This window comes from Novosphingobium sp. YAF33, from assembly GCF_052113265.1.
Taxonomy (GTDB): Bacteria; Pseudomonadota; Alphaproteobacteria; order Sphingomonadales; family Sphingomonadaceae; genus Novosphingobium.
In genome coordinates, this window is the sequence record NZ_JBFRCW010000006.1 from 189,820 (window position 1) to 201,869 (window position 12,050).

Genomic DNA, 12,050 nt, shown 5'->3' on the forward strand with positions numbered 1-12,050 from the left:
CCTGCCCTCACCGAAATGCCGGGATCACTTCATCCGCGAAGGTCCGGGCATAGGCAAGGAAGCGCTCCGCCGGAAGCCCGGGCGGCATCATCATGGTGAAATGCTCGACCGGCGCCTTGGCCCGTATCGCCCGGAAGCGCTCCACCGCTTCGGCCGGGGTGAGGATCTGCAGTGCGCCGCTGCGCTTGAAGGTATCGAGGTCCATCGGCTTCATCACCGCATCCTCGGCGCTGCCCCCGATACCGAGGGCCCTGTCCTCGGCCATCCAGGCCGCGTAGCTATTGCTCACATGGTGGTAATAGGGCGCCAGTTCCTCCATCGCCGCGGCCTTGTCATGCGCGACGACGAGCATCAGTTCCTGCAGCCAGATCCTGGCCCCCGCCGGATCCTTGCCCTGCTCTTCCAGCTTGGCGCGGTACAGCGGCCAGATATCGGGGTTGCCGAAGTAGCCATCGCCATAGCGGGCCACCCGTTCCACGGCCTTGGGCGCGAAACCGCCGATGTAGAGCGGCACTTGCCCGCGGCTGGACAGCGCCGCCACGCGGGCCCCCTCCAGCCGGAAATGACGGCCTTCGAAATCCACCGTCTCGCCGGCCCAGAGCCGGCGCACCACTTGCAGGAATTCGTCGAACCGCGCGCCGCGGCGGGTGAAGTCCAGGCCGTGCGCCGCATATTCCCGGGCGCGGTAGCCGATCGCCAGTCCCATCGCCAACAGCCCGCCGGAGAGMGTGTCGAGCACCGCGCAGTCTTCGGCAAAGCGCAGCGGCTCGTAAAGCGGGCCGAGTGCGATGCCGCCGCCGATCCGCATCCGCCTGGTGCGCGCCGCTATGGCGCCGAGCACGACGAGCGGCGAGGTCATGTAACCGTCTTCGGCCAAGTGATGCTCGGGCACCCAGGCGCCATCGAAACCGAGCGCTTCGGTCTCGGCAATGACGTCCAGCGTATCGGCGTAAAGCGCCTCGGGCGCGCGGCGCCAGGGCGCCGGATTGCGGAAGTCGTATAAGTAGCCGAAGCCTAGCTCGCCCATCGCGTCCTGTCCCGTCCGTTCCGGGCACAAGCCTAGCGAGGGGCGGCGCAGCGGCAAGGCGCGGGGGCGATGAGTCCGCGGGCCGCGCGCGGTTTATGGGAAGCAGCTTATCGGCTCGGGCCAAGTCCGCCCATCACCGAAGACCGCCTCCCGATTGCTCGCGGGCGCAGATGCCCCGGCATTTTCCGCGGTGATCCGCGAAGCCGCCCGCCCTGGCAGGAACGGCGGGACCAGGCGGCGGGCAGAGCGGCTGTCGATGGCCGCCCTGCCCGGCCCGATCAGGTCACGTCCATCGCGTAGCCGGCGGCGCGGACGGTGCGGATGGGATCGGTGTCGCCATCGCGGTTGATCGCCTTGCGCAGGCGGCGGATGTGGACGTCCACGGTGCGCTCGTCGATGTCGGAATCCATGCCCCAGACGCCGTCGAGGATCTGCTGGCGCGAGACCACCCGGTTCGGACGTTCCATGAAGTAGCGCAGCAGGCGGAACTCGGTGGGGCCGAGATGCAGCGCCTCGCCCGAGCGGCGGACGCGGTGGCTGGTGGCGTCCAGCTCGATATCGCCCCACTGGAGCACGTTGCCGGCCAGCGAGGGCCGTGCGCGGCGCAGCAGCGCCTCGATGCGGGCAAGCAGTTCGCGCGGGGAGAACGGCTTGGTGACGTAATCGTCGGCGCCGGTCTTGAGGCCGCGGATGCGGTCCTCTTCCTCGCCGCGGGCGGTCAGCATCAGGATCGGGATCTGCGCCGTGTCCTTGTCCTTGCGGAGCTGGCGGCAGACTTCGATGCCCGGCACATGCTCGATCATCCAGTCGAGGATGATGGCGTCAGGCGCCTGTTCCTGCACCATCAGCAGCGCTTCCTCGCCATCGCTGGTGCTGCGCACCTGATAGCCTTCGGCGCTGAGGTTCCAGGTGAGCAGTTCGCAGAGCGCGCGGTCGTCTTCGACGACGAGAACGGAGGGGTTCACGGCAGGTCCCTTGTATCGTCGGTCTGGCTGTCGCGCTCGGCGTGGTATTCGCCAGTCGCGGCATAATAGACCATTTCGGCGACGTTGGTCGCGTGATCGCCGATGCGTTCGAGGTTGCGGGCGATGAAGAGAAGCTGCGCGGCGCTGGAGATCGTCGCCGGGTTCTCCATCATGTGAGTCAGCAGCGAGCGGAACAGCGTGTTGTAGAACTGGTCCAGCTTCTCGTCGCGGCGGATCACTTCCTGCGCCAGCGCGGCATCGCGCGAGCCATAGGCATTCAGCACGTCGCGGACCATGCCCTCGGCGATCTCGGCCATCATCGGCACGAGTTCGAGCGGCTCGATCTTGCCGCGGTTTTCCAGCGCATTGACGCGCTTGGCGATGTTCTTGGCATAATCGCCGATGCGCTCGATCACGCCCGAGATCTTCAGCGCGGCGATCACGTCGCGCAGATCGTCGGCCATGGGTGCGCGCAGGGCGATCGTGCGGACGGCCAGGCGGTCCACTTCGGCCTCCAGCGCATCGAGGCGGGCGTCGGCGGCGACGACTTGCGCGGCCAGTTCCTCGTCATGATGCGACAGCGCGATGATGGCGTCGCGGATGGCGACTTCGGCGAGGCCGCCCATCTCGGCGACCAGGCCGCGAAGCTGCCCGATCTCGCTGTCGAAGGCCTTGACTGTATGATCGACCATTTGGTGTCTTCCCTGAGTGTCCCTGACTTATAGCACCGGCTTCGCAGTCTGTTCGGAAAATGCCCGCTGGGCCTTTTCGTCCCGGCGCCGGCCGCGAAACGCGCCTTGCGGCGAATTTCGAACCGACCTCAGCCGTAGCGGCCGGTGATGTAGTCCTTGGTCTTTTCCTCGCGCGGGGTGGTGAATATCTGGCTGGTGTCGCCGTATTCCACCAGGTTGCCCAAGTGGAAGAACGCAGTGCGCTGCGACACGCGGGCCGCCTGCTGCATCGAGTGCGTGACGATGACGATGGCGTAAGTGTCCTTCAGCTCGTCGATCAGTTCCTCGATACGCGCGGTGGCGATCGGATCGAGCGCGGAGCACGGCTCGTCCATCAGGATGACTTCGGGGCTGACGGCAATGGCGCGCGCGATGCAGAGGCGCTGCTGCTGGCCGCCGGAAAGGGCGGTGCCGGCATCATGCAGGCGGTCCTTCACTTCGTCCCACAGGCCGGCCTTGGTCAGGGCGTTCTCGATGATCCCGTCCATGTCCGCCTTCGACGGCGCCAGGCCGTGGATGCGCGGACCGTAAGCGACGTTCTCGTAGATCGACTTGGGGAACGGGTTCGGCTTCTGGAACACCATGCCCACGCGGGCGCGCAGGGCGACGGGGTCCATCGCCGCGGCGTAGATATCCTCGCCGTCGAGCAGGATCTCACCGGTGACGCGGGCGTCGGCGATGGTGTCGTTCATGCGGTTGAGCGAACGCAGGAAGGTCGACTTGCCGCAGCCCGAAGGCCCGATGAAGGCAGTGACGAGCCCGTTGTCGATTTCGATCGAGACGTCGTTGATGGCCTTCTTGGGGCCATAGAAGACGTCGACGTTGCGGGCGGTGAGTTTGGCTTTTGTCATGTCCCTACCAGCGGACTTCGAACTTGTTTCGAAGGTAAATGGCCAGACCGTTCATCGCCAGCAGGAAGATCAGCAGGACGATGATGGCCGCGGATGTGTTCTGGACGAAACCGGAATTGATCTCGTCAGACCACAGGAAGATCTGCATCGGCAGCACGCTGGAGGGATCGGTGATCCCGCCCGGCGGCGTCACGACGAAGGCGCGCATGCCGATCATCAGCAGCGGCGCCGTCTCGCCCAGGGCGCGGGCCATGCCGATGATCGTGCCGGTGAGGATGCCGGGCAGCGCGAGCGGCAGGACGTGGTGGAACACGGTCTGCATCTTGCTGGCGCCGATCGCGAGGGCCGCGTCGCGGATCGACGGCGGAACCGCCTTGATCGCGTTGCGGCCGGAAATGACGATGACCGGCATCGTCATCAGCGCCAGGGTCAGGCCGCCGACCAGCGGCGAACTGCGCGGCATGCCCAGGGTGTTGATGAACACCGCCAGGCCGAGCAGGCCGAAGATGATCGAGGGCACGGCCGCCAGGTTGTTGATCGACACTTCGATCCATTCGATCCACCGGCTGCGCGGGGCGAATTCCTCGAGGTAGATCGCCGCCAGCACGCCCATCGGGAACGAGAGCAGCAAAGTGACGAGCATCGTCAGCAGCGAGCCCTTGGCCGCGCCCCACACGCCGGCGATGTCGGGATCGGTCGAGTCGGAGCCGGACAGGAAATTCCAGTCGAGACCGCCGAGGCCGTTCTTCAGCATGATCACCAGCAGCAGCGCCAGGAAGGCGAGGCTGAGGGCGATCGCGCCGAGGCCGATCAGCTTGAAGCGGCGTTCGGCGGCGTTGCGACGGGCGATCCGCCGCTTGGCCTCCGGCGTTTGCCACCGCGCGTTGCCGAGGGGCTCGATGCCCGAGCGCGCGTTACTGAGACCTGCGTTACTCATAAGCTTCCCGGAAGCGCTTCACGACGCGGAGCGCGATGATGTTGAGGATCAGCGTGACGATGAACAGCACCAGGCCCAGCGCGAAGGCGGAGAGCGTCTTGGGGCTGTTGAACTCCTGGTCGCCGGTCAGCATCTGGACGATCTGATAGGTGACCGTGGTCATCGAATCGAAGGGGTTCAGCGAGAGCCGCGCGGCGGCGCCCGCGGCCATGACCACGATCATGGTCTCGCCGATGGCGCGGCTGACCGCCAGCATCACGCCGGCGACGATGCCCGGCAGCGCAGCGGGGAGCAGCACCTTCTTGATGGTCTCGGACCGGGTGGCGCCCATCGCCAGCGAACCGTCGCTCATGGCGCGGGGCACGGCGGCGAGCGCATCGTCGGCCATCGAGGAAACGAAGGGGATGATCATCACCCCCATCACCACGCCGGCCGCCAGCGCGCTCTCGGTGGAGGGGTTGGCCATGCCGAGCGAACCCGCAAAGTCGCGGAAGATCGGCGCCACCGTCAGCGCGGCGAAGTAGCCGTAGACCACGGTGGGAATGCCGGCCAGGATCTCGAGCATGGGCTTGAGCCACTTGCGCACGGTGCTGGAGGCATATTGCGTGAGGTAGACCGCGCTCATCAGGCCGAGCGGGATTGCCACGATCATGGCGATGATCGCGCCGATGTAGATCGTGCCCCAGAACAGCGGCACCGCACCGAAGCTGTCGGCAAGGTTATCGCTGCGCGCATTGCCCGGCGACCAGTGGATGCCGGTGAGGAAGTCGATCGGCGAGACGTCGCGGAAGAACAGTCCGGCCTCGAACAGCAGCGAGCCGACGATGCCGAACGTGGTGAGGATCGCCATCAGCGAGGCGATCAGCAGCAGCGCCAGAATGCCGCGCTCCACCTGGGTGCGCGCCGGGAAGTTCGCCCGGATGCGGGTGAAGGCCCAGCCGCCGCCGGCCAGGGCGACGATCGCCACCAGGAGCGCGCCGATCAGGCCGAAGCGGGAATGGGCGTCGCGCACCGGCACGGACATCGCGTTCGACAGCGGGTTGAACGCCACCGTGTCGGGATTGTCGGCAATGGCCTTGGCTTCGGCGAGGATCGCCGCGCGGCTCATCGGGTCTGCGGGAAGCTGGGCTGCCGCGGGGTCGGCCATGACCGCCCCGTCGACAAGACCCGGCATGATCGCCTGCCACGCGCCCCAGGCGATCAGCGCCGGGACGACGATCCACAGGGCGACGTGCCATGCGTGATAGCCGGGCATCGAATGCATCGTGCCGCGGCCGGTATGGAGCAGCCGGGCCCGGCCCCGTGCGGCAAACCAGCCGACGAGACCGAGGCCGAGGACGGCCAGAAGTACTCCGGTAAGAATCATGTATGGCCGCCCTTCGCGTCCCTGCCCGCTAAGGGGATTACTTCAGAACCGAGGGATCGAGCGGAGTCATCTTGGCGACGATGTCGGCGCTCTTGGCGCGAACGTCGTCAGGCGAGATCACCATGCCCTTGGCCTTCAGGGCACCATCGGGACCCCAGGACTTGGCCCATTCGGCCACGTAGCCCTGCAGGCCCTTGATCGGGGCGAGGTGCTGCTTCTTCACGTAGATGTAGAGCGGACGCGCGCCGGGGTACGAGAAATCGGAGATCGAGGCGTAAGTCGGCACGATGCCGGACATCGGGATGCCCTTGATGGTGCCCGCGTTCTCTTCGAGGAAGGAGAAGCCGAAGATGCCGATCGCCTTGGGATTCTGCGAGATCTTCTGGACGATCAGGTTGTCGTTCTCGCCGGCGTCGACATAAGGACCATCCTCGCGGATGTCGTGGCAGGTCGCCTCGTACTTGTCCTTGTCGCTGTCCTTCAGCGCGGCGGTGGCGGCATCGGTCTTGCAGCCCGCTTCAAGGATCAGTTCCTTGAGCGCATCGCGCGTGCCCGAGGTCGACGGCGGGCCGTAGACGAGGATCGGTTCGGCCGGAAGCGAGGGGTTCACGTCTTTCCAGGCCTTGGCGGTGTTCGGCTTGCCGAAGGGATTGGCCGCCAGCGCCTTGTAGATGTCGGCAGGCGTCAGCTTCATGTTCGGGCCGCTCTTGCCTTCTGCAAAGGCGATGCCGTCGATGCCGACCTGGATCTCGACGATCTCGGTCACGCCGTTCTTGACGCATTCGTCGTATTCCGACTTCTTCATGCGGCGCGAGGCGTCTTCGATGTCAGGGTGCTGGGCGCCGACGCCAGCGCAGAACAGCTTCATGCCCGCACCGGTGCCGGTCGATTCGATGACCGGCGACTTGCCGCCGGCCTTGGCGAACTGCTCGGCCACGGCGGTGGCGAAAGGATAGACGGTGGAGGAACCCACGGCCCGCACGAAATCGCGCGAGCCCGCAGTCGAGCCGCCCGATCCGCCGCAGGCGCTCAGAGCCAGGACGGAGGCAGCGGTGAAGATGATGGTCTTGGTCGAACGCATGGTTTTAACCCCTTGGGCTTTCATTCTCCGACGCCCCTATTGGGGTAGGATGACACTTCCATGACAATGAAGTGACATAACTCGCCAAGTCACGCAAATCCGGGCGGTTCGCAGCTCCATACCTCTTTCGGGCGAGCTTGGCCAAACCCCATTTGCGCCCAGGTCCCTCCTGTCGGGCCTGGCCATGCCGCCCGACCGGGTAATGTCATGAAAGCGTCCGCGGACGGCCCCACCTTCCCGCTTCATGGAGTCGCGTTGCGACCCGGCGCCCTCCATGCGCGGTGTGTCGGGATTGTTTCCCGGCCATGTCGATGAGAAACTTTGCCGCGACTCGGATCGCTCCGGCGCCGCCCCTGCGGATGCCGGTCGTTTCGGGGACTGGCTTGCGCCTGTCTCGATTCGGACTTGCGGAATTCACCGGGTCAGGGGGCTTGGGCACACTAACCTGTAAGGGGCGGTCGAATCGCCCGGACGAAGCGCTGATACTGATCGTCATATTCGTCACATTCACCGTCACATTAGTCATCAAACTGTCATTGAACGGCAATAATCGGCCTCGTCGCGCCCGGCACATCGGTGCAGCGCTTAGGAGAATGCCTGATATGCGTCTCATCATGGCCAGCGCGACCGCGGTCGCCGTCGTTCTTTCCGCACCGGGCGCCCATGCCCAGGCCATCTCGGCGCGGGAGGCCGAGGAACTGCGGGCGCAGATCCGCACGATGAAGGCGCAGATGGAGGCCATGGAAGCGCGGCTCAACGCCGCCGCGCCCGGCGGCGGCGGCCCCGGTGCAGCCCCCGACGCAGCCACCGATGCCGGATCCCCCGCCGGTCCAGGATCGCAGCCGGCCCCTGCCGCGGCGCTCGCTGCCGGAACTGCAGGATCCGCCGGCGCGGCCAAGGCCAAGGACGACACCGCCATCGAGTGGAAGGGCAGCCCCCAGTTCGCCAAGGGCGACAACCTCTTCAAGGTCAAGGGCCGCATCCAGGCGGACGCCAACTACGTGGGCGCGCCGAAGGGCCTCCACGACAAGGGCCTCGGCTTCTCCAGCGAGATGCGCCGCATCCGCCTCGGCGCGGAAGGCGCCATCGGCGCGGGCTTCGACTACAAGCTGGAACTCGAACTTTCCGACAACGCCGTCGACCTCGTCGACACATATGTCGGCTACCACACCGGCCCCTGGCAGATCCGGCTGGGCAACCAGAACTCGTTCCAGTCGCTGGACGAACTGACCGGCGACACCAGCGGCAGCGTGATGGAACGCGCCGCCTTCACGGACGCCTTCAACTTCGAGCGCCGCCTGGGCATGGCGTTCCAGTACAACAAGGGCCCCTGGCTGGCGCAGGCGGGCGTGTTCACTGACGATATCGGCGCACTCTCCAACAGCAACGACGGCGAGAACGGCGGCGACGAGAACAACAGCTTCGGCCTCGACGGGCGCCTGGCGTTTTCGCCCAAGGTGGGCGACTTCCAGCTCCACTTCGGCGGCTCGGCCCACTGGCGCCGGCTCGGGCGCCTGGCGGACAGCGACACGCGCTACCGCCAGCGGCCCTATGTGCATTCCACCAATACCCGCCTGATCGGCACCCCGGCGATGAACGTCTCGGAAGAAGATCACTACGGATTGGAATTCGCCGCGATCCGGGGCCGCTGGCATGCGGCGGCCGAATATCACGTACTCACCGCCGACCGCCTCGACGCCTCCACCGTCACTTTCCAGGGCGCTTATGCCGAGACCGGCATCTTCCTTACCAAGGGCGACCACCGGGGCTTCAAGGAAGGCATCTTCCGCGTCGAGAAGCCTGCCCACCCGCTGGGCCAGGACGGCTTCGGCTCGGTCCTGCTCACGGTGCGCTACGACTGGCTGGACCTCAACGACCGCGACATTCGCGGCGGCACCCAGAACGGCTATATCGCCGCGCTCGTCTGGGAGCCGATCCAGAACCTGCGCTTCAACGTGAACTACGCGCTCCTGGCCTATACCGGCGCCACCCCCACCACTTCGGGCAAGACCGACTACGACGCGCAAGTCGTGGGCACGCGGTTCGAACTGGACTTCTAAAGGCCGAACTTGCCTGGCCAGCCGGTCAGCCAGCCAGGCGACCAGCCGGCCAGACGCCTCAGGCGCCGGCCTCTTCCTTGCGCAGCGGCAGCATCAGCGAGGCGGTCGTGCCCATGCCCGGGCGACTGTCGATATCGAAGCGGCCGCGATGGCGCTCGACGATGTGCTTGACGATCGACAGCCCCAGCCCGGTCCCACCGACCATGCGGCTGCGGCTGGTGTCCGCCCGATAGAAGCGCTCGGTCACGCGGGGCAGGTGCTCGGGCGAGATGCCGTCGCCGTGGTCGCTGACAGTGACGAGCAGCCAGCCGGTCGGCGTCGATTCGAGGCCGACGTCCACCGGACCGCCCTGCTTGCCGTACTTGAGCGAGTTGTCGATGAGGTTGCGCAGCACTTGCGCCAGTTGCCCGCGATCGCCGGTGACGACGGCGTTGTCCCCGTTCGAATGGACGGTGATCTGCGCATCGCCCCGCGCCTCGCCCGCGATTTCCTTCGCCAGCGCCACCATCTCCACCCGCTCCGAGGGGACCTCGTGCTTCACCGCCTCGATCCGCGAGAGCGACATCAGGTCCGAGATCAACGCCTGCATGCGCTGCGCCTCGTGGCGGATGGTGTCGAGGAAGCGCGTGCGCACGCTCTCGTCGCCGCCGGCCTTGGGATTGTGCAGCGTCTCGACATAGCCGAGCACGTTGGCGAGCGGGGTGCGCAGTTCATGGCTGGCATTGGCGACGAAATCGGCGTGCGACTTGGCGACGCTGACGCGTTCCGACAGGTCGTAAAGGCTGACCAGGCGGTCCGTCGCCGAAACCACGCGGCAATCCACTTCCCAGACGCTGCCGCCGGTGGAAAGCCCTGAGACGCGGGCGATACCGCCCTCCTCGCTGAGAATCGCGCCCACGGCCCGCGGTTCGCGAATGGCGATACGCACGTCCTGCCCCACGATATGCGCTCCCAGAAGCGCCCGGGCGGCGCTGTTGGCGAAGCGGACCTGCCCGCGCGAAACCATCATCGCCGGGGTCTGGAGGTGTTCGAGGAGGTGGGTGCCGTCACCGGCCATGATCGTGCTTCCTGTTCTTCGCCCGGATTGCCTCTCCGATGCGGACTGTCGAGGCCGTTAGCGCGGCTGCTGATCGTTCTCCATGCCCTTACCTGACGACAGGACAAAGACGCCATCGCAACGAACTTGCGGAAAATACCGGGATCACCCGATGCCAAATGCGCTTGCGGCCACTTCTCCTGTTCAATCCGTGCAAACGAGGTTGAGGTTTTGCGCGCTCTCGCCTAGCACGTCGCACGCAGTCCGTGTCATGCTGCAACCGCGAAGAGAGGCAGCTCTTCCTCGCGGGAAGGTATGACAGGGAACGCAGGAGGAGGAGCCCGTCGATCCCCGGCGGAAAATGACCCTATAGGTGGATAAACCCCCAGAAGGTGGACAGCGCCAAGTGACCAATTCCATTTCCGCTCCATTCACGTCAGACCGACTGCTCCTGTTCGGCGCGACGGGCGATCTCTCCCGCCGCATGCTGCTTCCCTCGCTCTGCGCCCTCGATGCGGAGGGCCTGCTGGACCCCAAGGTCGAGATCATCGGCACGGCCCGGTCCGAGCATGACGACGCCGAGTTCCGCAATTTCGCGCGGGCCTCGCTCGAACAGTTCCTGCCCGCCGAACGGCGCGGCGGCATGGCGCGCTTCCTCAACCGGCTGTCGTACCAGACGCTGGACGCCAACCAGATGGAAGGCTTCAACGCCCTGGCCGCCAAAGTCGGCCAGCCGCAGGACGGCCTCTCGATCTTCCTCTCCACGGCGCCCAGCCTGTTCGAGCCGACCATTCGCGGCCTTCAGGCCAGCGGCCTGGCCGGCGAAAACGTGCGCATCGGCCTGGAAAAGCCGCTCGGCATCGATCTCGCCTCCAGCAAGGTCATCAACGACGCCGTCGCCCGCGCTTTCCCGGAAGACCGCATCTTCCGCATCGACCACTACCTGGGCAAGGAAACCGTCCAGAACCTGCTGGCGCTGCGCTTCGCGAACCTGATGTTCGAACCGCTGTGGAACGCCGCGCATATCGACCATGTGCAGATCACCGTGGCCGAGACCGTCGGCCTTGAATCGCGCGTGGCCTATTATGACGATTCGGGCGCGCTGCGCGACATGGTGCAGAACCACATGCTCCAGCTGCTCGCGCTTGTCGCGATGGAGCCGCCGGTCAGCTACGACGCCACCAGCGTGCGCGACGAGAAGGTGAAGATCCTGCGCAGCTTGCGCAAGGTTGCCGCCAACGAGACCGTCACCGGCCAGTACCGCGCCGGCGCCATCGGCGGCCAGGCCGTGCCGGGCTATGACGACGAACTCGGCAAGGATTCGAACACCGAGACTTTCGTCGCGATCAAGGCGCATATCGACAACTGGCGTTGGCAGGGCGTGCCCTTCTATCTGCGCACCGGCAAGCGCCTGCCCAAGCGCACGACCGAGATCGTCGTGCAGTTCCGCGACGTGCCGCACTCGATCTTCCACGGCCGCGGCGCCCGCACGGTGCCCAACCGCCTGGTCATCGGCATCCAGCCGAGCGAGAACATCACGCTCTCGCTCATGGCCAAGGTGCCGGGGCTGGACCGCAACGGCTTCGGCCTGCGCTCCATCCCGCTCGCCATCACCATGCCCGACGCTTTCGCCGGCCCGCAGCGCCGCATCGCTTACGAGCGCCTGCTGCTCGACCTGATCGAGGGCGAGCAGACGCTGTTCGTCCGCCGTGACGAGGTGGAAGCGCAATGGGAGTGGATCGACGCCATCCGCGCCGAGTGGGAAGACCAGGGCCAGGAGCCGAAGACTTATACCGCCGGAAGCTGGGGTCCCTCCGCCGCCATCGCCCTCGCCGAGCGCGACGGCGTCACTTGGCACGAGTGATCGCGCATGCGTGATCGGGCTCCAGCAAGGCAGCCGGCGCGGGCATGAACCCGGCACGCACCCTATATGACCGGGTGCGTGAACGGTCCTCCATGCCCGGCCGCGTGAAATTCCCCCGCAAACCGGTGGAAG

Annotated in this window: 10 protein-coding genes; 2 read left to right on the forward strand and 8 right to left on the reverse strand. The window is 66.3% G+C overall.

Features of this window, described 5'->3' with window-relative positions; genetic code table 11:
- Nucleotides 1–7 precede the first annotated feature (7 nt).
- The 7 genes from AB4Z00_RS13685 to AB4Z00_RS13715 form a co-directional block, all read right to left on the reverse strand.
- Nucleotides 8–1,027: an LLM class flavin-dependent oxidoreductase gene (locus AB4Z00_RS13685; protein WP_442046319.1), complete on the reverse strand. Its 1,020-nt coding sequence runs from the start codon at nt 1,025–1,027 to the stop codon at nt 8–10.
- 278 nt (nt 1,028–1,305) lie between these two features.
- A complete protein-coding gene (phoB, locus tag AB4Z00_RS13690) occupies nt 1,306–1,992 on the reverse strand; it encodes a phosphate regulon transcriptional regulator PhoB (RefSeq protein WP_086490131.1) in 687 nt (228 codons plus the stop codon).
- Nucleotides 1,989–2,684 carry a phosphate signaling complex protein PhoU gene (gene phoU, locus AB4Z00_RS13695; protein ID WP_132265229.1) on the reverse strand — a complete coding sequence of 232 codons (696 nt, stop codon included), beginning with the start codon at nt 2,682–2,684 and terminating at the stop codon, nt 1,989–1,991. Before phoU ends, phoB begins: the two co-directional genes overlap by 4 nt.
- A gap of 128 nt (nt 2,685–2,812) precedes the next feature.
- Entirely contained in the window at nt 2,813–3,574 is a 762-nt protein-coding gene (gene pstB, locus AB4Z00_RS13700; protein ID WP_132265227.1) for a phosphate ABC transporter ATP-binding protein PstB, read from the reverse strand.
- Between the two features lie 4 nt (nt 3,575–3,578).
- Nucleotides 3,579–4,511, reverse strand: coding sequence for a phosphate ABC transporter permease PstA (gene pstA / locus AB4Z00_RS13705; protein WP_134095270.1), 933 nt, complete (start codon nt 4,509–4,511; stop codon nt 3,579–3,581).
- A complete protein-coding gene (pstC, locus tag AB4Z00_RS13710; protein WP_132265224.1) occupies nt 4,504–5,877 on the reverse strand; it encodes a phosphate ABC transporter permease subunit PstC in 1,374 nt (457 codons plus the stop codon). Before pstC ends, pstA begins: the two co-directional genes overlap by 8 nt.
- Nucleotides 5,878–5,914: 37 nt before the next feature.
- Nucleotides 5,915–6,958 carry a substrate-binding domain-containing protein gene (locus AB4Z00_RS13715; RefSeq protein ID WP_442046320.1) on the reverse strand — a complete coding sequence of 348 codons (1,044 nt, stop codon included), beginning with the start codon at nt 6,956–6,958 and terminating at the stop codon, nt 5,915–5,917.
- Nucleotides 6,959–7,551: 593 nt separating this feature from the next.
- Here AB4Z00_RS13715 and AB4Z00_RS13720 point away from each other — a divergent pair.
- Nucleotides 7,552–9,018, forward strand: coding sequence for an OprO/OprP family phosphate-selective porin (locus AB4Z00_RS13720; protein ID WP_442046321.1), 1,467 nt, complete (start codon nt 7,552–7,554; stop codon nt 9,016–9,018).
- A gap of 58 nt (nt 9,019–9,076) precedes the next feature.
- Here AB4Z00_RS13720 and AB4Z00_RS13725 read toward each other — a convergent pair whose 3' ends face one another.
- A complete protein-coding gene (locus tag AB4Z00_RS13725) occupies nt 9,077–10,075 on the reverse strand; it encodes a sensor histidine kinase (RefSeq protein WP_132265220.1) in 999 nt (332 codons plus the stop codon).
- A 385-nt stretch (nt 10,076–10,460) separates the two neighbouring features.
- Here AB4Z00_RS13725 and zwf point away from each other — a divergent pair, with 385 nt between their 5' ends.
- The gene (zwf, locus tag AB4Z00_RS13730) at nt 10,461–11,918 is read left to right on the forward strand and encodes a glucose-6-phosphate dehydrogenase (RefSeq protein WP_279388319.1); all 1,458 of its coding nucleotides are present in this window, start codon (nt 10,461–10,463) and stop codon (nt 11,916–11,918) included.
- Nucleotides 11,919–12,050: the final 132 nt, after the last annotated feature.

Coding starts and splice junctions, on each gene's coding strand:
- phoU (WP_132265229.1), bottom strand. CDS start 2,684: ATGGTCGATCATACAGTCAAGGCCTTCGACAGCGAGATCGGGCAGCTT.
- pstB (WP_132265227.1), bottom strand. CDS start 3,574: ATGACAAAAGCCAAACTCACCGCCCGCAACGTCGACGTCTTCTATGGC.
- pstA (WP_134095270.1), bottom strand. CDS start 4,511: ATGAGTAACGCAGGTCTCAGTAACGCGCGCTCGGGCATCGAGCCCCTC.
- pstC (WP_132265224.1), bottom strand. CDS start 5,877: ATGATTCTTACCGGAGTACTTCTGGCCGTCCTCGGCCTCGGTCTCGTC.
- AB4Z00_RS13715 (WP_442046320.1), bottom strand. CDS start 6,958: ATGCGTTCGACCAAGACCATCATCTTCACCGCTGCCTCCGTCCTGGCT.
- AB4Z00_RS13720 (WP_442046321.1), top strand. CDS start 7,552: ATGCCTGATATGCGTCTCATCATGGCCAGCGCGACCGCGGTCGCCGTC.
- AB4Z00_RS13725 (WP_132265220.1), bottom strand. CDS start 10,075: ATGGCCGGTGACGGCACCCACCTCCTCGAACACCTCCAGACCCCGGCG.